Genomic DNA, 25,836 nt, shown 5'->3' on the forward strand with positions numbered 1-25,836 from the left:
ATCAAAATTCTCTTGTTGACCAATATGAATCAACTCTCGTCCCCAATTTTTATCTGGCAAATGATGAGTCACAGCGATTTCTAAATCGCCAACTTTTGTCAAAAGCTGCAAGGGCAACTCATGCAATCGGTCTAGTTCTTCAGGTGTGACTTCTTCCAAAAGATACTGGCATAAACAAACCATATATAAATGACTAGGGCGACTGATATCTAATTTCCCATGAAGGGCATTCCAAATACTATCTTCCCAATTTCCTCGCACTTGAATACTGATCGGTAGAGCAGCTACTAAGTCAAGAATCTTCCTTCGACCCGTTCCTGGCGCTAATAAATCTCCCAAGAACCAATAATCGGTCACTTTTTGTTTCTTCGCATCTGCTAAGACAGCCTCTAATGCTGTGATATTTCCATGAATGTCTGATAATAAAGCAATTTTTTGTTTCATCGTCTTATTTTACGTGTCCTTTATAAAAATATTATAACAAACCAAGAAAAAACTTCCACTCTTAAGTTTGAGTGAAAGTTTTCTACTTTCATTAATCAACTGACTTCAATGCTTCCAACATATCCACTCGTTTTAGAATGTAATTCACCATAAACCCTAAAACGATTAAGATTAACATAATTGAAAGAATTGGAACGAGATAAACAGTTGAGGAAACGTTCGGATTAAGAAGAATGTTCTCTGGGGCAATCATCTGCAAGAGAAAACTGTGCAGCAATTTTCCTGAAAAGATCCCAACAATAATCCCAATAATGGAAAGAACTATCGTTTCTCTATAGATATAAAGCGTAACTTCCTTATTATAAAAACCTAGTACTTTAATCGTTGATAGTTCTCGAATTCGTTCAGCAACATTGATATTTGTCAAATTATACAAAATGACAACTGCCAGTAAAATTGATACCAAAGTTAAAATTTGCATCACAAAGCCAAGAGATTTGACAATTGTATGAATTTGCTCAATCATTGAAGTATTTTGTACAACAGCACGCACACCTGATAATTTCATAAATGCCGCAGCCATATCTTGTACATTTTTACTTGAAGAATTTTTCAATTTGATTAAATAGGCATTTGTGTGAAAATCACTCTTAAATGCTGCCTTATAGTAGGCTTTATTCATAAAAATAAAGTGCCCCGCATACATCTCTGAAATAGCTATAACTTTGATTTTATAGTGTTTTCCATCATCTGATGTCAACTCAAATGTATCACCTGCTGACACATGAAGAACATCAGCTAGCTTTTGTGAAATAACTGCACCTCGTGTTGATAATTTTAAAGGTGATTTTGTTTTGCTATCATACATTTCAATGAAATGCTGAAAATCTTTTTCTGGTGTCACAAATAAGGAGAGCGTTTGCTCATCTTTGAGACCTTTGATGGTTTTTGTAAAATCTTGATGGTAAATACTTCCCTTTTGCGTAATCTTAGAACTACTCAGTAAATGATTTAAATCAGCTCGTTCTTTTTGACTGATATGATTTTTTTGTGAGATAACAGCATCATATTTGATAATGTCACCAAACTGGCGCTCTCCAATCCCTCCCATAGAAGAGGACATCCCCAAACCAGCAAATAGAAGAGCAACTGAACCTGCTACACCAAAAATTGTCATTAGCATCCTTTGCTTATATCGAAAAATATTCCGCGCGGTTACTTTTTGCGTGAAATTGAGCCGTTTCCAAATAAAGCCAACCTGCTCCAATAAAATTTTAGATCCTTTATTTGGTACTTTTGGTAATAACAATTGAGCTGGAACTTCTTTTAATTCCTTCCTAGCGATATAAAGGGCAGGTACTACGCTACACAAAATCGAACAAAGAAGTGCTAATAAACTAATTTCCCAGTAAAAATCCAATCGTACTGGTGGGTAAGTTGTTGTTCTAAAAACCGTTTTTCCTAGAATATAAGGCAAGAAATAAGTCCCTGCTAAAATCCCAATAACTGTTCCTGACAAGCCGGAAACCAAACCATATACTACAAATTTTTTCACCACATCTTGATTCTTGTAGCCTAACGCCTTTAAAAGCCCTGCATTGATGCGTTCTTCATTAACAAAACGTGTCATTGTCGTTACTGTAACGAGAGCAGCAACCAGATAAAGAACGATTGGAAAGACATTGCCTACCGATGAGATTCCATGTGCTCGTGTGCCTGTTGTCAGATATTCTTGGGAACCTGGAAACGTTCGACGTGTATAGATGTGATAAGATGGAACAGTTAGACCTGCGAATTCATCTTTTGCTTTTTGAATATCAGCCTGTCCATTTTTAATTTTGATTTCTGCTTCTTTTTTCTCTTTGTCATATTGAGATTTTTTATCATTTAATTCTCTTTGAGCTTGAGTAATTTGGCTTTGGCCAGTTGCAATTTTCTGTTTTGCTTGCTCTAATTGCACTTGTCCTGCCTGATATTCCTTTTTTTTGCTTTCTAAAACCGCCAGTCCACTTTGGTATTGGGCTTTTCCTACATTGTACTCGCTCTGTTTTTGTTTCAATGTTGCAAGGGCTGCTTGATATTGGTGATTTCCTACCTGATAAGCTTGCTCCTGCTGCTGATACTGAGCCAAAGCAAGCCGATAGATCGCTTGTTGGTTCGCTAATTCAGTCTTAGCAACATTCAATTCTGCTTCTTTCTTTGTGATTTGCGCTTGAGCCGCTACAATCTCTGCCACAGTTGATGGATCAATCCCTTGAGCCTTGAGCTGACCAATTTTTTCTTGCAAGGCTATTTTAGCACTTGCCAATTGTGCTTGTCCTTGTTCTAATCCAGTTTGAGCTGCAGATAATTTTGCTTGGCTGCTAGTCAGTTTTTCCTTAGCTGCTGTTAATTGATTATTAGCACTGTCTAGGTGTGCCTTGTTCTGATTCAGCTGAATCCATCCTGCTGTAAGCTGATCTGCAGCTGTATTTAATTGAATTTTCGACTTATCTAATGTCTGCTCTGCTTGAGCAATTTGAGTGGCTCCTTGAGCAAGCAGACTTTCTTTTTCTAGCAGTTGATTTTGAACTTCTTGTAATTCTGCTTTCTTCTGGTCAATTGTTCTCTGTCCAGCGGTTAATTGCTTTTGTGCATCAGCCAATGTTTGCTGTGTTTTCTTGATTGTCACTTCACCCTCTGTAATCTTTTTTTGGGCTTCGGATTTAATAGTAGATAATCGATTTTTTCCATTATCAGCCAGCATCTTCTTCAAATCATTTTGATGTATCTTTAATTTCTTTCGATAAATATCACCAAATGAATTTAGATTTGTCAAATCTTCATAAGTCACACGAGCCACTGTATAAACTGAACTCTTGAACGTTTTAGGACTAACCACTGCATACGCTGACAGGCTACCACTACCAGATGTAGACTCTCCGAGCGATATTGTTGAAGCCAATTCACTTGAATTGACAAAACCTGTCACCGTAAAGGTATGTTGCTTTAAAACAGATTTATTACTTCCTTCCTCATTTAAAGTAATACTATCACCAATCTTGTATTTTCTCTGATAAAAACTAGCCAAAGCAATTTGATTTTCGTTTCTAGGAAACTCTCCAGATACAAGACGAAAACGTGAAATCTTATTTGTTTGAGAGAAGACTCGAACAGATGTGGAACTATCTTCGATTACTGTATCCTTGAAATAACCATATTCCACACGGGCATGTTTTAGGGTATCCAACTCCTTTTGGTCATCTTGACTAATCCCATAATCTGAAATGACTGCTAAATCCATCAGTTTCATCTTTACGAGATAACGATGAGCTGAATTTTCAATATCTGGACTAGCAGCCTTTAAACCAACCAACGCAAAAGAGCCTAACATCATGAGACACATGATAGAAAGGAAGCGTCCTTTAGACTGACGGAAAGAAAGCCAGATATCCTTTTTTAAAATGGATTTTTTCATCGAACTGCTCCTAATATTCTAGACTAGCAATATTTTGAGGTTGTTCATTCAAAGTAACGGATTGAATCCGTGCATCATGGATATGAATCACGCGGTCTGCAATTGGAGCTAAGGCGCCATTATGAGTCACAATAATCACTGTCACTCCTTGATTCCGAGCCATGTCCTGCAAAATCTGCAATACTTGCTTCCCAGTTTTATAATCGAGCGCACCGGTCGGCTCATCGCAAAGCAAAATTTTCGGATTTTTTGCCACCGCACGCGCAATAGAAACACGCTGTTGCTCACCACCAGATAATTGTGCTGGAAAATTGTGAAGCCGATTTTCCAAGCCAACTGCTGCTAGCGCTTCTGCTGCATCCTGTGCATCTTGAACAATTTCTGAAGCCAGCTCAACATTTTCCAAAGCTGTCAAATTAGGAACTAAATTATAAAATTGAAAGACGAAACCAACATCATTCCGACGATAATCTGTTAATTGACGAGCATTATAATATGCTATATTTTGCCCATCAATCAACACATCTCCCTCGTCATTGCTATCCATTCCACCAAGAATATTTAGGACTGTTGATTTCCCAGCTCCAGACGCTCCAAGAATGATGACCAGTTCACCCTTTTCGATATCAAAAGAGATGTCATTATTAGCAATGATTTCCGAATCTCCCATTTGATACCGTTTATAACTATGCTTCATTTCAATATAAGCCATCTTTTCTCTTCCTTTTCTTACTTCATCAAACGGATAAATCAACAACGTGTTGATTTGTTTCTAGCAATATTATATAATGACCTTAGTTTAAAAGCAATCATCAATTATCAACAGAGTGTTCATTTAAGGAGCATCATGGTGCAAAACCGACAGACAACAACCAAGCAACAGATTAGAAAAGCACTTATTCAACTGTTATTAGAAGAAAAATTTGAAACCATTTCCGTTAGCAAACTATGTAAACGGGCAGGTATTAATCGTGGAACTTTCTACCTTCATTATCTTGATAAATTCGACCTAATTGAAACACTAAAAGAAGAAATTATCGTCCAATTACGAAAAAATTTTGAAGAAACGACAAGTACACGCAACTTGCTTATCACCAATCTAAATTATCTCCAACAAAACCATGACTTAATCTATGCTGTTTCTCAAAGTCATTATCTCAATTTTCGTGAGACAATCCGTGAATTTATGCTCAGTATTTTAATGCATAATCAGTATAAACTTCAAACCGAACACTTTTTAAAAGAAAATTTCACCATTTCTAAAAAATATGCGCTTGAAGTCTTTCTGTCTAGCATAGAAGGTATTATCTCACTCTGGATTTCAAGCGGTGCGAAAGAAACGCCAGAAGAAATGACGGATATGATTTTACAAACCTTTGATTACGATGCTTGGCACTTATAAAATTAAAAAAACTCTATTCTATAGTAGGAAATGAACTGCCCTCAAAAGTTAGACATAAAAGATCCAACTTTTAGAGTGCTGTTCAAAATCCCTTATAGAATAGAGTTTTTAATAAACATCTTTTCTAGCTTCAGCTCAGAAATTGAAAAGAAGGTAAAATGAGGCGACAGACATACACTGTGGCATTTTTATAAGTAACCACAACGTCACTCCAGTCCTGCATCTACTTGTCAGCTTCGTTTCTACTATTATCTGGACATGATTTTCTAGCAATATCAGCTACAATATGATTTACAAATTCATCAACTGCTTCTGTATGCGTTTGTTTGCTGCCATAACGACGAACATTTACAGTACCATCTGCTTGCTCTTTATCTCCAACAATCAATTGATAAGGAACTTTATGAGTCTGACTTTGACGAATCTTGTATTGCATTTTTTCATTGCGTTCATCAACGTCCACACGAACACCATGATTGCGTAGTTCTTTCGCTACTTTCCAAGCGTAATCAGCATGCGCTTCATTAGAAATTGGAATGACCGTCACTTGATGAGGTGCCAGCCAAGTTGGGAACGCACCTTTGTAAGTTTCAATCAAGTAAGCAATAAAGCGTTCCATCGTAGACACAATACCACGGTGAATCATGACTGGACGATGCTCTTCACCGTCTGCTCCGATATAATGGAGATCAAAACGTTCTGGTAACAAGAAATCCAATTGAATCGTGGAAAGAGTTTCTTCATTTCCAAGAGCTGTTTTTACTTGGACATCCAACTTAGGACCATAGAAAGCAGCTTCGCCTTCTGCCTCAAAGTAGTCCAAACCTAAATCATCCATTGCTCCTTTTAGCATACGTTGAGCATTTTCCCACATTTCATCATTATCAAAATATTTATGTTTGTCATTCAGATCACGATAAGACAGACGGAAACGATAGTCTGTAATATTGAAGTCTTTATAAACATCAATCATCAAATCCAACACATGTTTAAACTCTTCTTGAATTTGCTCCGGCATGACAAATAAGTGAGAATCGTTTAAGGTCATTTCACGAACACGTTGGAGTCCTGAAAGTGCACCTGATTTTTCAAAGCGATGCATCATACCAAGTTCCGCAATACGAATGGGTAACTCACGATAAGAATGAACATGATTTTTATAAACTTCGATATGGTGTGGACAATTCATCGGACGAAGAACAAATTGTTCACCATCTCCCATATCCATCGGTGGAAACATATCTTCTTGGTAATGTTCCCAGTGACCAGAAGTTTTATATAGTTCTACACTTGCAAGTGGTGGTGTATATACATGTTGGTAACCATCATTAACCTCACGGTCTGTAATATAGCGTTCTACGATACGACGAATAGTCGCACCATCTGGAAGCCAAAACGGAAGACCTTGCCCAACCTCAGGAGAAATCATGAAAAGATCAAGCTCTTTACCGAGCTTACGGTGATCACGTTCCTTGGCTTCTTCACGCATTTGAAGATAGTTTTTTAGGTCTTTCTTATCAAACCATGCTGTTCCATAAATCCGTTGCATCATAGCATTGTCACTATTCCCACGCCAGTATGCACCTGCTACATTGAGCAAATGGAAAATTTGAATACGTCCAGTTGACGGTACGTGAGGTCCACGGCAGAGATCCACATATTCACCTTGACGGTAAATCGTAAGACCTCCTTCGTCTTCTGAATGCTCCTCAATCAATTCTAACTTGTAAGGATCGTTTTTGAAAATTTCTCGTGCTTCATCCTTTGTCACTTCTTCGCGGATTGACGGAAAATTTTCCTTGACAATCTTCTTCATTTCTTCTTCGATACGAGGCAAATCTTCGTTAGAGATTTGACCAGCTGTATTGTCCGTATCGTAGTAGAAACCGTCCTGAATAGCAGGACCAACTCCTAAGTGAATCTCTGGGAAGAGACGGCGCGCCGCTTGAGCGAACAAGTGAGCAGCAGAGTGACGCAAGATATCCAAAGCGTCTTCGTGGTCAGGTGTTACAATCTCGATCGCTCCATCTTCTGTAATGGCACGAGTGGTATCAATGAGTTTGCCGTTGAATTTACCAGCCAAGGCTTTCTTAGCAAGAGAATTGCTGATAGATTGAGCAATTTCAAAAGTTGTCACGCCAGATTCGAATTCACGCACAGCGCCATCTGGGAAAGTAATCTTAATCATAATTTTCTCCTTTAGTATCTATTCTGTTTATATTGGACAATTTTAAGAGCCGAGCAACCTCTTCCACAGTCTGCTTTTCTGATTGACTACCATCTGCTATGAGCCTAGGATAGCCTAATTTCATCGCTTCCTTCCGAACCATTTGGGCAAAAAGAATGTCTCGCTGCATCCAGTTTTCAAAAGCTTGCTCAGGATTGGTTGTTCCCTCTAAGACATAAGGAACCCATTCTCTCTGTTTATAATGCTTTTTCTGAAAATCAGCTGTCGGAGTCAAGCATAGATAGGAAGACGCTGGCCATTCAAGCTCCTTTACCAAGTGAGGCAAAAGCCCTGCCCCCTCCACCAAGAGTGGTCTATCTTGATTTTTTATCAAGTAAGATTTTACGTAAGGAAAAATCTCTTCATAAAAGCGCCATTCTTCATCTGCCATCTCTTCTGGATTTCTCATCCAGATTTGTTCCGGATTTCTGTCCTGTCTAAGAAGGCAAATCGGCTGTGAATCTACACTTGCTTGACTCATCATCTCGTCCACCAAATCATCCAGCTTGATATGAAGCAGCTGATACTGTCTAGCGAGAAGTGAAGCAATTGTTGACTTCCCACTACAAGGCGATCCTCCAATCATATAAAGCATCATTCTTCCTCCTTCTGACAAAATAAAAACGACATCCTCAAAAGGACGTCGCAACGTGGTTCCACCTTCATTTATGTACAACAAAAACTGTTGACACCTCTGATTGGCTCTAACGTAGCCACCGTTTTATGTTTGCATAAAAGCTAATAGAGTAGTCCCAACTGCATCCTCTACGCGATTTCCAGCTTCACGCGCTCTCTACAAGATTTCCTGCAGATGATATGTCTCTAGAAAACATTATAGCACGATTGAAAAAATTTGCAAGCTCTATGTCCATACGATATAAAAAAGCAATCATCTGTTCAGTTCCTGAACAGATAACTGCTTTTAACGTTTATTACCTGAGAAAAAAATTGTAAAACGCATTCGCGTGCCATCAACAGCCTCAAAACAATAATGCAAGTTGTGTTTCTCCAAAATTTGTTGAACAATAAAGAGTCCCAAACCTGTCCCACCATCTTTACGATTACGACTGTAGTCTGGACGATAAAACGGTTGAAAAATCTTCTGAATTTGCTGTTCATCTAATACATGCTCTGCGTCATTTTCAATGATGAACCGACCATGTTCGACAATTAAAAGAATTTCTCCACCAGCTAATGCGTAATGAAAAGCATTGTCCAATAAATTTTTAATTGCCTTTAATAAATACATTTTGTTACCCTGAACATAAAGTTCTTCTAAATGAACGATAAACTTGTAACCTTTCATATCAGCCAGCATTTTATAAGTATTTAAATTTTCCTCTAAAAGCTGCTTAAGTGAAAACTCCTCTTCTTCCGCTTCTATACGCATTTCAATCTTAGAAATCGCCAAAATGGATTGCACAAGCCTAGATTGTTCTTCCAAAATTTCACGGCATTTATGTAAATATTTATCTTTATCCTTGAAATCGCCAACTCCATAGATCATACCATCTACAATTCCCATCATGCTAGTGATTGGTGTCTTCAACTCATGAGAGGTCATACGAAGGAACTCTGCTTTCTCCCGCTCGCTTTCAGCCACTTTTTCATTTTCCAATCGCAAAGCTTCAATACTCATCAACAGATTTTGATAAAGAGTGTTAATATCTTGAGCAAGATTAGAAATTTCATCATGACCTTTGACGGGACAAATTACATCTGGAGAAAGTGTTGCCATCTTACGCGTACTTTCTGAAATTTCTTTAATGCGTTTGGTTGCAAATCGACTGTAAAGAAAAGCCGCTACACCACCTAATGCTAAAGAAAAGAATAAGATATAAGGATAGAGGCTTAACAGCACATAATTAGCATCCGATATTGGTTGGAGAGAATATTCTCCACGCAAAGTCAATGTGGTACCTTCCGCCGTTTTTATCTTCTTACTCATACTTTTGGTTTGATTATTCAAACTCATGTCAGAGGGTAAAATTGTTAATTGAAATTCCCCCTTTTCATTCGCTAAATCAATACGAGGATAAATAAGTTTTCCTTTTGCATCTAATATGCTAAACCAAACGCGTGTATTCTTTCGATTGTAGTCACTTAAAAGCTTTCCTATGTCATCTGACGGCTTCCCTTGAACCTGCTGGGCAATTTTGGAAAACTCACTTTTAGCCTCTCGATGTTTGACTTGATCATAATAAACAGGCATCACAAAATAAAGTGTCGCCAGAACCGTTGTCACGACAATAAAAATAATCGTTCCTGTCAAAAGGAAATGCTTTTTAGCAATTCTCACTCTTCTTCTCCCCCAAGTTGGTACCCCATACCAGTAATTGTTTTAAGAGGAATTCCAGGGATTTTTTTTCGAATATTTTTTACATGATTATCTAAAACACGACTATCTAGTTCGCTATAACCCCAGATTGTATTCATCAATTGATCTCGTGTCACTAAATGATTTTTTCTTTTAGCCAGAGCTTGGATAATTTCATATTCTTTTTTGGTTGGAGACATTTTTTCTTCTTGCCAATAAACCGTGCAATCATCAACTGAAACACGCAAATCCCCAACAATAATTTCAGATTCTGTTACTGTACTACGGAAAATATTCTCAATCCGTTTCATCAAAATCAATGGTGAAAATGGCTTGGTGACGTAGTCACTAATCAAATGATTAAAGCTGACCAGTTGAGTATATTCATCATCTAGTGCAGTTAACATCATAACTGGTACCTGTGATGTTTTTCGGATTTCCTTTAGCACATCCAAACCACTCATGGAAGGTAACATAACGTCCAAAACGATTAAGTCAAATGATTTTTCTTCAAATATACGCAAAGCTTCTGCACCGTCAAAAACGGCTGTCACTTCATAATGGTTTTCTTTTAAAAATTCACAAATCACTTGATTAATGGTAGTGTCATCTTCTACTACTAAAATCTTATGCATTTTTTACTCCTTAAAATATAAAATTACTAATCATCCGTATAAAGATTACTTTTATTATACAATAAAATCACGAACTTACAAAGATTGAACTTCGTGATCTAGGACAAAATTTTTTTCAAAAAATCTAAACATTTTAGAAGCGAGAACAACATTCCTTAAACCCTTCCGATAACACAAAAACTTTACAACGTTTCTGTCATCTGAATCAGTTTAATGCTATTCTCGTAAATCTATTTTTATTGTAACAAAGCCATCTGTTCCCTTTCTACCTCAAATCTATTTTTTATCTATTTTTTAGGCATAAGACTAACAGGCGCTTTCATTTATGAAAACTATTTCATCTATTTTTATGTTATAATAAAAGTACCAAATTTTTTCGAGGTGAATGATGACTCAAACAGTTTATTTTGGAACTTATACACGTCGTAGCTCTGAAGGAATTTACAAAGCTGATTTTGATACTAGTACAGGCAAACTAGCAAATTTAACACTTGTTGCAAAAGAACCACATCCTACTTATTTAGCTTTTGACAAACAACATTATCTATATTCTGTTGGAGCTGAACACGGTGAGGGAGGTATTGCAGCTTTTAACAAAGCTAGACAACTCCTTAATCACGTCGTAGCGGAAGGTGCTCCGCTATGCTATGTGAGTGTCGACGAAGCAAGAAGTCTTGTGTACGGAGCGAATTACCATAAAGGACAAGTATTAGTTTATAGGCGACAAGAAAATGGTAGTCTAAAATTAGTGGATTCCGATGTCCATATCGGTTATGGCCCTCACGAAAGCCAAACGGCTGCTCACGTGCATTATGCGGATCTAACGCCTGATAAATATCTGGTTACATGTGATTTGGGTACGGATGAAGTTGTAACATACGAAATTAGTGACTATGGACGCTTAAATCGTTTGGAAACCTATCATGCGACACCTGGTGCTGGTCCACGTCACATTGTATTCCACCCAAGCTACAAAATCGCTTATCTCATTTGTGAATTAAACTCCACTATTGAAGTTTTAATTTATGATGGAGATGGTCAATTTGAACGTATGCAAACTATTTCAACCTTACCAGAAAACTTTTCAGAATTCAATGGAACAGCTGCCATTCGCTTATCTGCTGACGGTCGATTCCTTTATGGTTCCAACCGTGGGCACAATTCAATTGCAGTTTATAAAGTGGCTGGCGACGGAACTCTTGAACTCGTAGAAATTGTTCCGACAAATGGAAAAAACCCGCGCGATTTTAATATCACACCAGACCAACAGTATGTGATTGCGGTTCATCAAGACTCAGATAATGCCACTGTTTTCAAACGCGATCCAAAAACAGGAAAATTAACAGAAATCTCACATGATTTCTTTGTCCCAGAAGGCGTTTGTGTCACTTTTACCCATTAAAAAATATACCAATCACATCAATTAATGTGGCTGGTATTTATTTTGTACGAAAAGTTATAAGATATAGAAAAATGGAGATAAGAAAATAATTTCTTATCTCCATTTTAATCTCCGTTTAAAATCGGATATTTTCACGTGTTTTTTCATAAGATGTAACAAAACGATTGGTTACACCAGGTTCTACTACATCCAATGCTTGTGAGATTTCTTCAAATGAAGCTTGATAATCAAAGTCATTCTCAAAAATTTCCAATGCACGGTTGAAAGCAGTCTGTACTCCCTCGTCAAATGAACGATAACGATTTGAATACTGCAATAGTTGTTCTGTTAACGTTGCATTTTCAACAATCCGATAGGTTTCATTCTCAAGTTCATTCATATCATTTGTCAAAATTTCCAGCATACGGTTTACTGACTCGATATTGATACGGTATTGCTCCAATTCTGCTAATAAGGCTTCTGTATTATCACTTGCAGTAAAGAAAACAGTCAGGAAGCTCCGTGGAATACCTGGTAAATTGCGTTTTTCCATATAACGTTTAATTGTATGCAGTTTATTGATATAAATATTGACTCTTTGTCGAGCATTGGCATCATCCTTTTCGATTTTTGACAACTTTTCACTCAATACTAATTGTTCATCTTCAATTTCTTTAACTCGTTTTTGAATGGTTTCAAGGTTTTCTTGAAGAACAGAATAAGCTTGTTTTCTTTCTGAAGAATCTTCAATAGCTTCTAAAACAACATCATCTAAACTCGAAAGTTCACTTTGAAGTCGACAAATATGATTCGTATCACTTTCCGTCAATAGATATAGTTTTGAAAGGCGAGCAATCTCTGTCAAAAGATTTTGATTGTTTTCTTTTGTATGGTTCAAATAATCTGGTAAACTATTGACTAATTTGACAACTACTTTATGCGACGCAATTTCGCGGTTGAACATGTCATACAAAGCATCTACTTCTTCTTGGATTTGCGTATTTTCATACTGTGCATTATCCAATTCCAAACTGGCAATATTTTCACTATTCCTTTTTAAACTAGTATGTAATTGTTGAAAACGAGATTCAATATCCGTTTCAATAAAGTGATATCCTGACTCCAGCAATTTGCGATAACCAGATTCCAGATCCTCTAACTGTTCGGGCAATTTGTGAACCAAATCAGAGACAAGCGCTGGAATTTTTTCGACAATCTGCGTCAAGGCAAGAATATGATTTTCTGTTTGATCCAAAATTTCTGCTGCTTCAACAGGGTCTCCTGATGAATTTAAAGTTACAAATTGGGAAAATTCAGATTGAATTTTTTCTAATTGTTTTTCAATCTCAGGAAGTGCAGAGCCATAACCTTCTGTATCATTTGCAACAGATACCTGTAGCTTTTCAAACAACTCCAAGGTATGCAAGACACGACCACTATTTTTTGATTCTTGCTTTTCTAATTCAGCAAGTGCATTACGAATAGCAGTAATGTCCTCTTCAATTAGGTCAATCTGACTTTCGATTTTATCAATACCGTGTTTTGCTTTTAAAAAGCGGAACGAATTATTGTGACCTTCTGTTTCAAAGAGATTGTTTTCAATATCTGCAAAAGAATTTAAAGAAAGATCAACCCATTTTTGATTCCATTCACGAAAGGCAACTTGACTTTGGCCAATCAAATGCATATTTTTTACTGCTTCTACCTCATCGTTTACAGGAAGATTATAAAGTTCTTCTTTGTGCTCTTCTAACTTAGCAAGTAAAGCATCATTTCTTTTTCTCAATAAGACAGCAGCTATATAAGCAACAATCAAGAGAACTGCTATCACTATAATTAGTACGATTAGTCCGTTAGACATGTAAAACTCCTTCAAAATATTACTTGAAAATAATCATGATTATTATATCATAATTTTACTGGTAAATGTGAATTTTTTCAGATTTTTTTAAACGTCCAATGTACTATAAACGGCATTTTCTTCGATAAATTCACGGCGAGGTTCTACACGATCACCCATCAGCATGTCAAAAATCTTATCTGCTTCTGCTGCATCATCTACTGAAACACGCGCCATTAAGCGATGTTCTGGGTTCATTGTTGTTTCCCAAAGTTGGTGATCATCCATTTCACCTAACCCTTTATAACGCTGGATACTTGGTTTGGAGCGACCTTCAGAATAACGTTCCAATGCCAACTGCAGCTCTTCTTCTTGATTGACTCCGGGTTGGATATATTCTTTCACTTCACTGCCAACTTTAACACCATAAATAGGCGGTTGTGCAATATAAACATATCCTGCTTCCAAAACAGGTTTCATATAACGATAAATCAATGTCAACAGAAGAGTTCGGATATGGGCACCATCAACATCAGCATCAGTCATAATGACTAGCTTTTGATAGCGAGCCTTATTCACATCAAAGTCTGCGCCAAAGCCTGTTCCCATTGCAGTAAAGAGGCTACGAATTTCTTCATTTGCCAAGATTTTATCCATACTGGCTTTTTCAACATTTAAAATCTTACCACGAATTGGTAAAATAGCCTGAAATTCCCGATTCCTACCAGACTTAGCTGAACCACCTGCTGAGTCTCCTTCCACGATAAACAATTCTGTTTCATGTGGATCATTGGAAGAGCAGTCTGCTAATTTACCAGGTAAGTTGGAAATTTCCAGTCCTGATTTCTTGCGGGTTACTTCACGTGCGCGCTTAGCTGCAATCCTAGCTTTAGATGCTAAAATTCCCTTCTCAATAATTTTCTTAGCAACTGCAGGATTTTCCAAAAGAAAATCTGAAAAGGCTTCACTAAAGAGACGATTGGTAATTTTAACAACTTCACTATTGCCTAACTTTGTCTTTGTTTGTCCTTCAAACTGAGGATTAGGATGTTTGACAGAGATGACAGCTGTCAAACCTTCACGAACATCTTCACCAGTTAGATTATCTTCATTTTCTTTTAAAAGTTTATTTTTCTTCGCATAGTCATTGATGACACGCGTGAGTGCTGTACGGAATCCTTGTTCATGAGTTCCACCTTCGTGGGTGTGGATATTATTTGCAAAACTCATGACTGTTTCGTGGTAACCTGTTGTGTATTGTATAGCTACTTCAACAGTAATATCATCCATTTCTCCGTCTGTATATATAGGATTCTCAAAGATAACGTCTTTGTTTTCATTGATGTATTGGACATAGCTAGCAATTCCACCTTCATAATGGTAATCTTTTGTTTGTTCCAATCCTTCGCGTTTATCTGTGATAGAAATCCGCAATCCGCGATTCAAGAACGCTAGTTCCTGTACCCGTTTATTCAATTTTTCAAAATCAAATTCAACAGTTTCTGTGAAGATTTCTGGGTCTGGAGTAAAGTGAACAGTTGTCCCTGTTTGATCTGTTTCCCCAATAATTTTCAAATCCGCTACGACCTGACCGCGACGATATTCTTGAAAATGAATCTGTCCATTTTTATAAACACGAACATCTAACTGAGTTGAGAGGGCATTAACAACGGAAGAACCCACCCCATGAAGGCCACCGGAAACCTTATAACCGCCACCGCCAAATTTTCCTCCAGCGTGGAGAATCGTAAAAACTGTTTCTACTGCAGGACGGCCAGTTTTCTCTTGAATATCTACAGGAATCCCACGACCATCGTCGACAACTGTAATCGAATTATCTTTTTCTATAAATACTTGAATATGGGTTGCAAAACCTGCTAGTGCCTCATCAATTGAATTATCCACAATTTCCCAAACAAGGTGGTGAAGCCCTTCCTTTGAAGTTGAGCCAATATACATTCCTGGGCGCATACGAACAGCTTCTAACCCTTCAAGAACCTGAATTTGACTAGCATCATAATCCTGTGCTTGCATTTCTTTCGTTTCTTCTGACATACGATTCCTTTTCTATATTTTTATAAATTGCTCGAGATTTTCCATATTATCAAAGAGATAAGTCGCAAAACCAGCTGCTTGACCAGCTTCTGTATCAATCAAACGATCTCCGATGACTAAACCGTTCTCAATCTGATATTTGTCTTTTAAGTAAAGCATTGACTCAGGATTTGGCTTCCTTTTAAAACCACGACTAGACGTTACAACTTCTGTAAAATCTGTCAAAATCTCCGTTTTCTCAAGAATCTCTAAAACCTGATCATTTCGATGAGAAATCAGAAAATTACGCCCTCCTCGTGCAATAATTTTCTTAAGCAAGTCCGAAGCCCCTTCAAATAAAACAGGATGAGCTAATTCTATCGCTTCATTTGCTTTATAGGTTTGCAAAAATTGAGGAATGCCGGATGCAAACTGAGCAATCGCATAGGGAGTGGAAATCTTCAATGCCTTGTATACATCATCATGGCTAGCTCGAATCCCAGCATCAGCTAATGTTTCTACAAATGCAGCAGTTGAAGTCTCGTAATTATCGAGGAGAGTCCCCCCTAAATCCCAAATATAATCTTGATAATCCATACCTTTTATTATAACATATTTTTCTAAAAAATGGCGGCTAAAAGGGGGAGGAAAGCTGTTTGGGGAGGAAAGATTTAAATAAAAAACTTATCTGGAAAATTCCAAATAAGTTTTAGTCTCACAAAAGTCAATCACCATAGCCATCATTGTAAAGCATCGCAGTTGCAAGCTGATCACTATCTCCACCTAACTGATGAACCAACTCATAAGCAAAAGCTAAGGCTGTTGCAGGGCCTCGACTGGTAATCACTTTCCCATCAACAACGACAGTTTGTTTGATGTAAGTTCCAGTTTCAATATCTGACTCGATACCATCGTAACAGGTAAACTGTTTGTCCTTTAAGATTCCTGCACGATTGAGTGCAATCGGTGCTGCGCAAATGGCTGCTATCCGCTTACCTTCTTCTTGCATCTTCTGTAGAGCTAACATCAAACGATCATCATCTCTCAGATTAGTTGCTCCGGGCATTCCTCCCGGTAGTACCACTAAGTCATAATCATCTAACTTTCCATCCCAAATTTGATCCGCTTGAACTGAAATATCATGAGAACCCGTCACAATCTTTTCAAAGCCAATCATTTCGCAAGTAATACCAGCACGACGCAGAACATCTACAACCGTTAACGCTTCAATTTCTTCAAATCCATTGGCCAACATAACAGCTACTTTCGTCATACTTATTCTCCTTTATTTTAATTGTTTTAATACTACTTTTTTACGTCTTGTAGGATAATGTAAGTGTTTCTCATCTGATAGATTATTTTGATAACTCATCGAAAGCAAAAGTCCTACACCAATTAAACTACTAATAATGGAAGAACCCCCTTGAGAAATGAATGGCAGCGGAATTCCTGTCAAAGGCAAAATCCCTGTTACTGCTCCAATATTTTCAAAAATATGAAAGAGTAGCATCATAATAAAACCAGTTGAAATATATGTATAAAACTGATTATTTGATTTTAGGGTAATTTTTAGCATACGATAAATTAATAGCAAATACAGTGCAATCACAGCTGTTGCACCAACAAAACCAAAATCTTCTGCAATAACAGTGAAAATCATATCACTTTCACGGACAGGCACCAATAGATTGGATACATTAAACCCTTGTCCCCAGAGACCACCACTACCAATTGCTATTTGGCCTTGTGCCTGTTGATACGTAGTTGTTTGCGCATAGTCAAATGGATTCAACCAAGCCAAAATCCGGTTAATCTGGTATGTTGGCATCCCAATTTGGTGTAAAAAGGCTCGGCCATCTTTTGAAATAAAAATCAACAAAAAACCCCCACCTATAACCAAAATAGCTAAAACAACTGGTACAATAATTTTCCAAGATACACCTGATAAAAGAACAATTCCTGAAAAAATTGCAATAAAAACTAAAGCTGTCCCTAAGTCACTCTGTAATGTCAATAAAATCAAAACAGGTAGTGTATAAACTGCTAGTTCACAAATTAGGAAAAAATCCAATTGGATCGTTCGCTCTCTATCTTTATAGCGCTTCAAAAAATTAACAACGACCCGTGACAACATCAGAATATAAGAAATTTTCATGAATTCAGACGGCTGAAATAAAGTAACACGTCCTATAGTCACCCAGTTTTTTGCTCCTGTTGACGCAACTAATTCTGAACTATAAAAAATAAGCGGCAGCACCATCAGGAATAAGCCAAATACATATAAGTATGGCGTTATTTGCCAAAGAAATTTTGTATTAAATAGCATAACAATCAAACTGATAACTGTCCCCAGAGCAATCCAAGCAATCTGTTGCCCTACAATCGGCCAAACATTTTTGGGATAATCATGATTAACAGCGATATAAATAGCTACAACACCAATAAAAAGCAAACAAAATACTGGTAAAATTAAACTATAATCCACTCGTGAATCAATCGAGCGCTTTTGATAAGGCATATCTCCTCCAAAGTAAACAAATACACGTCAAGTATTTTATGAAAAAAAGTATTGAATGATTAAGCTAGATGATGCAACTGCAAACCAAGCAAAGGCACCTGTTAGCAATGGTGCTGCACCCGCTTTTCTAAATTGTCCAAACGATACTCTCGCCCCAATCCCAGCAAGAGCCATTGCCATGAGCCATTGTGACAAGAATTTTGTTACTGGTACAAAGGAACTTGGAAAGATGCCTATACTAGTAACAATAGACGCTACGACAAACCACAGAATAAACCAAGGAAAAATATTCTTTAAATCAACTTTTTGATGACTGTTTTGGGAGTGTATATATCGAATCCCTGCAAAAATGAGACAGGCTGGTACAATCATTAAAGCTCGACTCAGTTTAACAATTGTCGCTAAATCTCCCGCCGACTGACTGTAAGTATATCCTGCTGCTACAACAGATGATGTATCATTGATAGCTGTTCCTGCCCAAGTTCCAAAAGTTGCATTATTCATATGCATCAGATGTCCTAAAAATGGGAAAATAAAAACTGCTAAAATGTTAAAGAAAAAAATTGTTGAAATAGATAAAGCGATATCTTCATCTTTTGCTTCTAAAATTGGCGAGGCTGCTGCAATGGCAGAACCACCACAAATAGCAGTCCCGAACCCAATTAAAGTAGTTAAAACTTTACCCATCCCCAACAAACGACCTACCACATAAGCTGAAAGAAAGGCGATGAGAATCGTTAAAATACTAATCTTTAATGAGGAAATACCCGTAGCAGAGACATGGCCAATGGACATGCTGAACCCCAGCAAAATAATGGAATATTGCAGTAATTTCTTTCCAGAATAGGCTAAACCAGCATGATAAGTCTTTTTTATATGAAAAAGATTATTGGCTAAAATTCCCAAAAGAATGGCAAAAACGCTGGAGCCAATCAAGGGAAAGAAATTTCCCAAGACGGTTGCTACTGCCGCTAATACAAAAGCAAAACCAATCCCTGGAAGATATTTTTGATACATATTGAACCTTCTTTCTTTGTGTTTCTATTATAACAAAATTTAAAACTAGCAGCGGAGAAAATTAGTATTTTTAACAAAAAAACTCAGTTTACTTTGAACTGAGTCATTAATAAATTGAAGTTACATCGTTTCCTTTTTCAAAAATTGCTCTATCTCTTTTGGAATTTGTTTCATACTTGTGATGGATAGCGGAGAAACTTTTTCTAGAGCTGTTTGAATTTGGCGTCCATATCGCTTACTTAAAATGCGATTGTCTAAAATAACAACTGCTGATTGCTGTTCTTGATGTCGAACGGTACGACCTAAAGCCTGTTTTATGCGTAAAATCGCGACAGGCAAGTTATAATCATAAAAAGGATTCTTACCTTCTTGTCGCAATTTATTATTAAGTTTCTGTGTAAAGAAATCACTCGGATTATCAAAAGGGATTCGCGTAATCATTTCAATCATTTGCTTCTGACTAGAAAAATCCGTTCCCTCCCAAAAACTACCAGATCCTAGTAAAATACTAGTTTCTCCTCTATCAAAGCGACGTTTAATATTAGCTGCTTCGCCATTCTTATACTGGGCTAAATGAGGAAGACGTAAGCGTTCTGAAACAGCCAGTAGTAATGATTTTGATGTAAACAAAACCAAAATAGGGATTTCTTGATCAGCTAACTTATGAACCCATTTAGCAATCAAATCTGCATATGTCTCCACATCTAAATCCACCACATTTGGGAAATCCTTGTCCAGCCATATTTTCTGCTGAAACTTCATTTTCTGTGGTAACTGATAAAATGGTGCATTTTCAAAACCAAGTAAATGGGCCAAATGAACTTTTTTGCTAATTTCCAACGTTGCTGAAACAAATAAGACCTGAACTTTTTCAGGTAACAAGGATCTAAAATCTAGCACTTTTAGACAAGTAGCTTCTAACATCATCACCCGATAATCATCAAATTGGTCTTCTTTCAACCAAAACTGGTCATATTTTGTAGTAAAAATCGCACGTAATTCCAAAAGGGACGTTGGAGCTAACTCTAACAAATCTTGTCTGAGTTTAGAACAGGCTTCTTTCGTTAGTTCATTTTTTTTGTAGCGTTGAAATTGTTCCGCCGCATGAGCCAACTCAAATTGAATATCTTCTAATAAACGGCGTTGTAAAATGGTATCTGCTCTTGCAAGTTCCAATTGAATCTGCTGCAAGCATTTTGTCATATTAAGTGATTTTCGAGATAGATTTTCCAAAGCTAAAAACAACTTCTGCGCTTCATCCACAATCAAAAGCCGATTTTCTACAATTGACTTATCATCTTCTAACCGCGTCAAAAAATAGGCATGATTCGTCACTAACACACGACTACGCTTCGATTTTTCTTGACCTTTTTGCCAAAAATCTGTATCCCAAAAATGAGATTTTTTGCTCAATTTCCCGTCATGAAGAACCTGTTGTAAATAAGTCTGATAACGATGTCGTTGGCCAATTTCATCCAGATCGCCCGATTCTGTTTCTGTAAGCCAAACTAAAAGTAACATTTTGCAACGATTGACCAGACGATTATCATCTACTTGTTGCAAACTATCATAAAAGAAGTCAAGTTTCAAATAATTGGCAGGACTTTTTAAGCTATGAAGAGAAATATGAAAAATTTGTTCTAAGTTCTGTCCTTCATTTGCCACAATCTGATCCTGCAATACTTTCGTAGGAACCGTCACCAAGATTTGCTTGCTCGTTTGCCCCAAAGCTGGAAGTAAGTAACCATAGGTCTTTCCTAACCCCGTCTGAGCTTGTAAAAAGCTTGATTGATGACTTTTTAAAGCCTGTTCTACCGCATGGGCAAACTCATCTTGTTCTTTTCGTTCCTCTAAATCCAACAAACTGATGTTGTGTTGGAAATTTTTGGATAACTTCCTTGCTTTTTTAATCCTTTTACTTTTTCTAAGAAAAATCCCCTGCTGCTTTATCAAATCATGGCAAGTGAAACCCGACATATGATCAAAAGCATCCTCTATTGCCAAACGTGATTCATAAATCAAACTATTCGAAAACGTTAACAAATATTCCACTAACTCTTTTGGAAGTTTTTGAATTTTTTCTTGTATTTTTAAAAATAATGTAGCTGTTGCCGAGGCATCCGCAAGAGCTGTATGTGCGTGTTCTAAAGGAATTTCTAACTGTTCACATAAAATTCCTAGATTATATTTTTCAAATTTTGGAAAAAAAACTTGCGCAAGTTCCACCGTATCTATCCTCGGAGTCACTAATTCAAACCCTTCCCAAAAAAGGGCTTCTGCAAGTAAATTGGCATCAAATTTCACATTATGAGCCACAAAAATGGCATCTTCAATCAATTCATAAATCTCACGAGCCACTTGAGAAAAGTCTGGCGCCTTTCTCAATCGCTTATCTGTCAATCCTGTTAATTGGCGAATATGAGGATCCAACTTCTCATGAGGGTTCACATCAGTTTCATAAGCTTTGACAATCTGTCCATTTTCAATGATTACAATTCCGACTTGGATAATCTTTGCATTGCTGCGGGCACTGGTCGCCTCCAAATCTACCACAGCATATTTTCTTTTTTCTTGTGTCATACTAGAAAAATTATACCATAAATCCAACTATTTCGTATCACGTTTTATGTCTTATTTTCTTTTGACAAATAAAGCAATATTTCTTTTGTGTCATTTCTCACATTTTTTGTTAAACTATGAAAGGAAGGGAGCTCTCATGATAACAATTCATAAAACTTTAAATTCTCAAGCATACGAAAATACTTATTATTTAGAAAACGAGCATCATCTTATCGTAGTTGATCCGGGTAGTGACTGGGAGAAAATTGCAGCAAAAATTCAAGAAATCAATAAGCCAATTACAGCTATTTTGCTGACTCATACTCATTACGATCATATTATGAGCGTTGATTTAGTTCGTCAAGACTTTCACGAGCCTCCTGTCTACGTGGCTGAAAGCGAAGCAGCCTGGCTTTATACTCCAGAGTATAATTTATCCGGACTAGATCGCCATCAGAATATTGATGATGTTGTTCTCCAACCCGCCAATGCTTTTTATGACTATCATATTCCTTACAATATAGATGATTTTTATTTTTATGTCGTACCAACACCAGGACATTCAATCGGTGGCGTTTCAATCATATTCCCTAAGGAACATTTTGTATTAACAGGTGACGCCTTGTTCTGTGAGACAATTGGTCGAACAGATTTATATACCGGAAACTCAGATCAACTTATTTCGAGTATCAAAAAAGAATTACTAACCTTACCTGATTATGATGTCTATCCCGGACATGGTTCTCAAACCACCATTGTCCACGAAAAAATGTTTAATCCATTTTTACATTAAAAAAAGCCTAAACAGGCTTTTTTATATTTTTCTACTAAATCCTCAAGAATCGTCTCATGGAAAGAACTGAACCGAATGACCCAATAATAATTCCTACGACAAAGAGGAAGGTAATCATCAGTGGAACAAAGGTTTGCGGCATAATCATTGAAAGATTCTGACTGGCAAGTGATGGATTGAATGACTTATAAGCTACTTCATAAACAAAATAGACTAACCCAGCCGGAATAACCGCTCCGAACAATCCAATCCAGGCTCCTTCTAACAAGAAGGGACCTCGAATATAACTGTTTTTAGCGCCGACTAGACGCATGATTTGAATTTCACGGCTACGCGAAATAATTGTAATACGGATGGTATTTGAAATCAAGAAAACAGCGATAAAGACTAAAAGAAGCACCCCAACGGTTCCCCATGTACGGATAAACTCAGCCAGAGCAAAGATACGTTTTGTATTAGCACCGCCATCTTCAACTTCAGAAACACCTTCAATTTTCTTCGCATTATTTGCAACAGAATTGACATACTTCGGTTCTGTTGTATCCACGATATAGGCATCATGCAAAGGATTAGCATCTCCTTCAAAGAGTTTCCAATCTTTCCCCATGACTTCTGTTAATTTCTTTAATTGTTCTTCTTTACTAGAAAACTTCACTGATTTCACATGAGACATCTTATTGAGGGCGTTATAAACTTTATGATAATCCTCATTCTTGACTTTTTGACCTTCTTTTGTAATGGTCTTTTTATTGTCCGCTGTATCTGGTCGCATATAGACCATAACCCGTACATTGTTTTCAATATCTGTTGCTAACTTCGCTGTATTTAAAATGACTGACACAAAGATTGCGACTAAGCCCAGTGTAATCATCACGGAGCTGACTGCAGCAACTGTCATCCAACCATTTCGCTTTAAACTCTTAAGCGATTCTAGCAGGTGACTTAAAAATCTACTATTCATCGTATCCGTATTCTCCTTTTGCTTCATCACGCACCACACGACCATTTTCGATGGCAATAACGCGGTGACGCAAAGTATTTACAATTTGGCTATTATGAGTGGCCATTAAAACAGTTGTTCCTTGCAGATTGATTCTTTCTAGTAAATTCATGATTTCCCACGAATTATCTGGATCCAAATTTCCTGTTGGTTCATCTGCGATTAAAACTTTTGGATTATTTACAATAGCACGTGCAATTGCAATCCGCTGTTGTTCACCACCTGATAGTTCATTTGGAAAAGAACGAACTTTATGCTTCAAGCCAACCAAGTCCAGTACTTCCATAACACGTTTTTTAATATTCCGGCGGCGTTCACCAATAACTTCCATAGCATAGGCGATATTTTCATACACCGTCTTTTTAGGTAACAATTTATAATCCTGGAAAACGACACCAACACTTCGACGTAACATTGGAATATCGCGTTTTTTTATCTTAGCCAGATTAAATCCAGCAACTTGTAAGCTACCTTTATCAAGTTTTACTTCTCGATATAATAAACGAATAAACGTTGATTTACCAGCTCCAGAAGGTCCTACAATATAAGTGAATTCTCCTGGATTTACTTCAATAGACACACCACGCAGGGCTGTTGTCCCGTTGTCATACTTTTTGACAACATCTCTCATTTCAATAATTGACATTTATTGTTAAGAGTTCCTTTCATCAGATAGTTGAAGGAGTGGGATTGATAACTTTAATTATATGCAATTACAATCTCTGTTCCACTCTCTTAAATTCATGTTTAATTTAATCGCCATTTCAAGTAAGCATCTATAAAGCCATCTAAATCACCATCCATGACTTTATCAACTTGAGCTACTTCGTAACCAGTTCGATGATCTTTAACCATAGTGTATGGTGTAAAAACATAAGAACGGATTTGACTCCCCCAAGAGATTTCTTTTTTATCTCCTTTGAGCGAGTTTACCTCGGCTGCTTTCTTCTCTTGCTCCATTTGGTAGAGTTTTGCTTGCAGTAATTTCATGGCCCGATCACGATTTCCATACTGGGTACGATCAACAGTGGATTGAGTTACAATTCCCGTTGGTATATGTGTCAAACGAACACCAGTAGAAACCTTGTTGACGTTCTGACCACCGGCTCCTCCCGAACGGAAAGTATCCATCTTAATATCGTCATCGCGGATTTCCACCTCAATGGTATCATCCAACTCTGGCATAACCTCTACTGAGGTAAAGGAAGTATGACGGCGTTTAGCGGAATCAAATGGCGAAATCCGCACCAAACGGTGAACTCCCATTTCTGACTTGAGCAGACCATACGCATGTGGTCCTTCAAATGAAAGGGTCACCGACTTAATCCCCGCTTCATCTCCTGCTTGATAATCTAACACTTCGACTTTAAAGCCATGGGCATTACCAAACCGATTATACATCCGAAGCAACATATCGCCCCAGTCTTGCGCCTCTGTACCTCCAGATCCTGGATGAATCTCAAGGATAGCATTGTTATGATCATAGGGTTCTGATAACAGCAAGGTCATCTCATAACTTCCCATCATCTTATCCAGCTCATCCAGCTTTTCTTCTAATTCCTCTTGCACAGATGCGTCTTCAGCCAAGAAATCCAGTAAAATTTCCAATTCATCAAATAAATCAGTCATTTGGTGAAAATTACTATAGGTTTGTTTGAGTTCGTTTAATTCTTGAGATGTTTTTTGCGCTGCAATGTTGTCATCCCAAAAGTCAGGTTCTGTCATCTTGTTTTCTAAGATGGCGATTTCTTCTTCCAGACTTTCTAAGTCAAAGAGACCCCCTGAAAGAAGCTAATTTTTCACGATTTGCGTCAATTTTTTGACGAATTTCTGAAATATCCATAGTTACCTCTTTTCATGCATCATTTTATTATATCATAAATCAGTATTTTTTTCTAACTTCTGACAGAATCCAATAATAGTTATTGTATAAAATTTCTAAGTTGTAATCAAGAAATTTCATTTTTTGTTACATGATTGTTAGATAGATTGCCATCTGAAGAGGAATATTAAGTAGACAGATACAGAAAAATGATTTATATAGTAGTGAACTATTTTACTAGCTCTTGTTCAAGAGCTTCTAAAACACCTGATTCTTGATTACCTGGTGCTTGATATTTTGCTACTCTCTTTACTATTTCAGAGCTGCTTTTCATCGCATAGCTGTATCCTAACACAAGCTAGCATTTTTAGGTTATTTCCACTATCTCCA

The 25,836-nt window shown here is 37.2% G+C and carries 21 protein-coding genes; 3 read left to right on the top strand and 18 right to left on the bottom strand.

All coding sequences use genetic code 11. The features are described from left to right. From PCY10_RS04220 to PCY10_RS04230, 3 genes are all read right to left on the bottom strand, one after another. Nucleotides 1-444, bottom strand: a 444-nt coding sequence (locus tag PCY10_RS04220) for a metallophosphoesterase (RefSeq protein WP_301558895.1), incomplete at its 3' end; no start/stop codon positions are given. A 91-nt stretch (nucleotides 445-535) separates the two neighbouring features. Beyond that, nucleotides 536-3,901: an ABC transporter permease gene (locus tag PCY10_RS04225; RefSeq protein ID WP_021002920.1), complete on the bottom strand. Its 3,366-nt coding sequence runs from the start codon at nucleotides 3,899-3,901 to the stop codon at nucleotides 536-538. Nucleotides 3,902-3,911: 10 nt separating this feature from the next. Beyond that, complete coding sequence (locus PCY10_RS04230) at nucleotides 3,912-4,613, bottom strand: ABC transporter ATP-binding protein (RefSeq protein WP_021002921.1); 702 nt, start codon at nucleotides 4,611-4,613, stop codon at nucleotides 3,912-3,914. A 135-nt stretch (nucleotides 4,614-4,748) separates the two neighbouring features. On the opposite strand from PCY10_RS04230, the gene PCY10_RS04235 reads away from it, so the two are divergent. After that, nucleotides 4,749-5,303 carry a TetR/AcrR family transcriptional regulator gene (locus PCY10_RS04235; RefSeq protein WP_020998849.1) on the top strand — a complete coding sequence of 185 codons (555 nt, stop codon included), beginning with the start codon at nucleotides 4,749-4,751 and terminating at the stop codon, nucleotides 5,301-5,303. 223 nt (nucleotides 5,304-5,526) lie between these two features. Here PCY10_RS04235 and thrS read toward each other — a convergent pair whose 3' ends face one another. From thrS to PCY10_RS04255, 4 genes are all read right to left on the bottom strand, one after another. After that, the gene (thrS, locus tag PCY10_RS04240; RefSeq protein WP_021002922.1) at nucleotides 5,527-7,491 is read right to left on the bottom strand and encodes a threonine--tRNA ligase; all 1,965 of its coding nucleotides are present in this window, start codon (nucleotides 7,489-7,491) and stop codon (nucleotides 5,527-5,529) included. After that, on the bottom strand, nucleotides 7,484-8,125 hold the full coding sequence (locus PCY10_RS04245) for an AAA family ATPase (RefSeq protein WP_080654573.1): 642 nt from the start codon (nucleotides 8,123-8,125) through the stop codon (nucleotides 7,484-7,486). Before PCY10_RS04245 ends, thrS begins: the two co-directional genes overlap by 8 nt. 327 nt (nucleotides 8,126-8,452) lie before the next feature. Continuing rightward, nucleotides 8,453-9,829, bottom strand: a complete 1,377-nt coding sequence (locus PCY10_RS04250) for a HAMP domain-containing sensor histidine kinase (RefSeq protein ID WP_301558896.1) — start codon at nucleotides 9,827-9,829, stop codon at nucleotides 8,453-8,455. After that, on the bottom strand, nucleotides 9,826-10,482 hold the full coding sequence (locus PCY10_RS04255; RefSeq protein WP_003073252.1) for a response regulator transcription factor: 657 nt from the start codon (nucleotides 10,480-10,482) through the stop codon (nucleotides 9,826-9,828). The genes PCY10_RS04250 and PCY10_RS04255 overlap by 4 nt, the downstream gene beginning before the upstream one ends. A gap of 388 nt (nucleotides 10,483-10,870) precedes the next feature. On the opposite strand from PCY10_RS04255, the gene PCY10_RS04260 reads away from it, so the two are divergent. Next, nucleotides 10,871-11,884 (top strand): lactonase family protein, encoded by a 1,014-nt coding sequence (locus PCY10_RS04260; RefSeq protein WP_041787479.1) that lies wholly within the window; start codon nucleotides 10,871-10,873, stop codon nucleotides 11,882-11,884. A 115-nt stretch (nucleotides 11,885-11,999) separates the two neighbouring features. On the opposite strand, the gene ezrA is transcribed toward PCY10_RS04260, so the two are convergent. The 7 genes from ezrA to PCY10_RS04295 all read right to left on the bottom strand — a co-directional run bounded on the left by ezrA (nucleotide 12,000) and on the right by PCY10_RS04295 (nucleotide 21,852). Continuing rightward, nucleotides 12,000-13,724 (bottom strand): septation ring formation regulator EzrA, encoded by a 1,725-nt coding sequence (gene ezrA, locus PCY10_RS04265; protein WP_021002926.1) that lies wholly within the window; start codon nucleotides 13,722-13,724, stop codon nucleotides 12,000-12,002. Between the two features lie 87 nt (nucleotides 13,725-13,811). After that, entirely contained in the window at nucleotides 13,812-15,758 is a 1,947-nt protein-coding gene (gene gyrB / locus PCY10_RS04270) for a DNA topoisomerase (ATP-hydrolyzing) subunit B (protein WP_021002927.1), read from the bottom strand. 12 nt (nucleotides 15,759-15,770) lie between these two features. After that, a complete protein-coding gene (locus tag PCY10_RS04275; protein WP_021002928.1) occupies nucleotides 15,771-16,334 on the bottom strand; it encodes an HAD-IA family hydrolase in 564 nt (187 codons plus the stop codon). 127 nt (nucleotides 16,335-16,461) lie between these two features. Beyond that, nucleotides 16,462-17,010, bottom strand: a complete 549-nt coding sequence (locus PCY10_RS04280) for a DJ-1 family glyoxalase III (protein WP_117276031.1) — start codon at nucleotides 17,008-17,010, stop codon at nucleotides 16,462-16,464. A gap of 12 nt (nucleotides 17,011-17,022) precedes the next feature. Further along, the gene (locus PCY10_RS04285; RefSeq protein WP_301558897.1) at nucleotides 17,023-18,255 is read right to left on the bottom strand and encodes an FtsW/RodA/SpoVE family cell cycle protein; all 1,233 of its coding nucleotides are present in this window, start codon (nucleotides 18,253-18,255) and stop codon (nucleotides 17,023-17,025) included. Between the two features lie 36 nt (nucleotides 18,256-18,291). Next, nucleotides 18,292-19,272, bottom strand: a complete 981-nt coding sequence (locus tag PCY10_RS04290; protein WP_021002931.1) for a YeiH family protein — start codon at nucleotides 19,270-19,272, stop codon at nucleotides 18,292-18,294. A 120-nt stretch (nucleotides 19,273-19,392) separates the two neighbouring features. Further along, entirely contained in the window at nucleotides 19,393-21,852 is a 2,460-nt protein-coding gene (locus PCY10_RS04295) for a bifunctional DnaQ family exonuclease/ATP-dependent helicase (protein WP_021002932.1), read from the bottom strand. Nucleotides 21,853-21,988: 136 nt separating this feature from the next. Here PCY10_RS04295 and PCY10_RS04300 point away from each other — a divergent pair, with 136 nt between their 5' ends. After that, nucleotides 21,989-22,624 (top strand): MBL fold metallo-hydrolase, encoded by a 636-nt coding sequence (locus PCY10_RS04300; RefSeq protein ID WP_021002933.1) that lies wholly within the window; start codon nucleotides 21,989-21,991, stop codon nucleotides 22,622-22,624. Nucleotides 22,625-22,658: 34 nt separating this feature from the next. On the opposite strand, the gene ftsX is transcribed toward PCY10_RS04300, so the two are convergent. From ftsX to PCY10_RS04320, 4 genes are all read right to left on the bottom strand, one after another. Further along, on the bottom strand, nucleotides 22,659-23,585 hold the full coding sequence (ftsX, locus tag PCY10_RS04305) for a permease-like cell division protein FtsX (RefSeq protein ID WP_003078109.1): 927 nt from the start codon (nucleotides 23,583-23,585) through the stop codon (nucleotides 22,659-22,661). Beyond that, nucleotides 23,578-24,270: a cell division ATP-binding protein FtsE gene (ftsE, locus tag PCY10_RS04310; RefSeq protein WP_003073263.1), complete on the bottom strand. Its 693-nt coding sequence runs from the start codon at nucleotides 24,268-24,270 to the stop codon at nucleotides 23,578-23,580. Before ftsE ends, ftsX begins: the two co-directional genes overlap by 8 nt. 101 nt (nucleotides 24,271-24,371) lie before the next feature. Further along, a protein-coding gene (gene prfB, locus PCY10_RS04315; RefSeq protein ID WP_100207842.1) for a peptide chain release factor 2 occupies nucleotides 24,372-25,467 on the bottom strand; the annotation gives its coding sequence in 2 pieces (ribosomal slippage) (nucleotides 24,372-25,394 and nucleotides 25,396-25,467; 1,095 coding nt in all). A 208-nt stretch (nucleotides 25,468-25,675) separates the two neighbouring features. After that, the gene (locus tag PCY10_RS04320; protein ID WP_112384755.1) at nucleotides 25,676-25,780 is read right to left on the bottom strand and encodes a hypothetical protein; all 105 of its coding nucleotides are present in this window, start codon (nucleotides 25,778-25,780) and stop codon (nucleotides 25,676-25,678) included. Between the last annotated feature and the right edge of the window lie 56 nt (nucleotides 25,781-25,836).

The sequence above is a fragment of the Streptococcus sp. SI1 genome (assembly GCF_030439945.1).
Taxonomy (GTDB): domain Bacteria; phylum Bacillota; class Bacilli; order Lactobacillales; family Streptococcaceae; genus Streptococcus; species Streptococcus intermedius.

Bases quoted from the DNA above. Each gene is read 5' to 3' on its own strand.
- PCY10_RS04225 (WP_021002920.1), bottom strand. From the start codon at position 3,901: ATGAAAAAATCCATTTTAAAAAAGGATATCTGGCTTTCTTTCCGTCAG.
- PCY10_RS04230 (WP_021002921.1), bottom strand. From the start codon at position 4,613: ATGGCTTATATTGAAATGAAGCATAGTTATAAACGGTATCAAATGGGA.
- PCY10_RS04235 (WP_020998849.1), top strand. From the start codon at position 4,749: ATGGTGCAAAACCGACAGACAACAACCAAGCAACAGATTAGAAAAGCA.
- thrS (WP_021002922.1), bottom strand. From the start codon at position 7,491: ATGATTAAGATTACTTTCCCAGATGGCGCTGTGCGTGAATTCGAATCT.
- PCY10_RS04245 (WP_080654573.1), bottom strand. From the start codon at position 8,125: ATGCTTTATATGATTGGAGGATCGCCTTGTAGTGGGAAGTCAACAATT.
- PCY10_RS04255 (WP_003073252.1), bottom strand. From the start codon at position 10,482: ATGCATAAGATTTTAGTAGTAGAAGATGACACTACCATTAATCAAGTG.
- PCY10_RS04260 (WP_041787479.1), top strand. From the start codon at position 10,871: ATGACTCAAACAGTTTATTTTGGAACTTATACACGTCGTAGCTCTGAA.
- ezrA (WP_021002926.1), bottom strand. From the start codon at position 13,724: ATGTCTAACGGACTAATCGTACTAATTATAGTGATAGCAGTTCTCTTG.
- gyrB (WP_021002927.1), bottom strand. From the start codon at position 15,758: ATGTCAGAAGAAACGAAAGAAATGCAAGCACAGGATTATGATGCTAGT.
- PCY10_RS04275 (WP_021002928.1), bottom strand. From the start codon at position 16,334: ATGGATTATCAAGATTATATTTGGGATTTAGGGGGGACTCTCCTCGAT.
- PCY10_RS04280 (WP_117276031.1), bottom strand. From the start codon at position 17,010: ATGACGAAAGTAGCTGTTATGTTGGCCAATGGATTTGAAGAAATTGAA.
- PCY10_RS04285 (WP_301558897.1), bottom strand. From the start codon at position 18,255: ATGCCTTATCAAAAGCGCTCGATTGATTCACGAGTGGATTATAGTTTA.
- PCY10_RS04290 (WP_021002931.1), bottom strand. From the start codon at position 19,272: ATGTATCAAAAATATCTTCCAGGGATTGGTTTTGCTTTTGTATTAGCG.
- PCY10_RS04295 (WP_021002932.1), bottom strand. From the start codon at position 21,852: ATGACACAAGAAAAAAGAAAATATGCTGTGGTAGATTTGGAGGCGACC.
- PCY10_RS04300 (WP_021002933.1), top strand. From the start codon at position 21,989: ATGATAACAATTCATAAAACTTTAAATTCTCAAGCATACGAAAATACT.
- ftsX (WP_003078109.1), bottom strand. From the start codon at position 23,585: ATGAATAGTAGATTTTTAAGTCACCTGCTAGAATCGCTTAAGAGTTTA.
- ftsE (WP_003073263.1), bottom strand. From the start codon at position 24,270: ATGTCAATTATTGAAATGAGAGATGTTGTCAAAAAGTATGACAACGGG.
- PCY10_RS04320 (WP_112384755.1), bottom strand. From the start codon at position 25,780: ATGAAAAGCAGCTCTGAAATAGTAAAGAGAGTAGCAAAATATCAAGCA.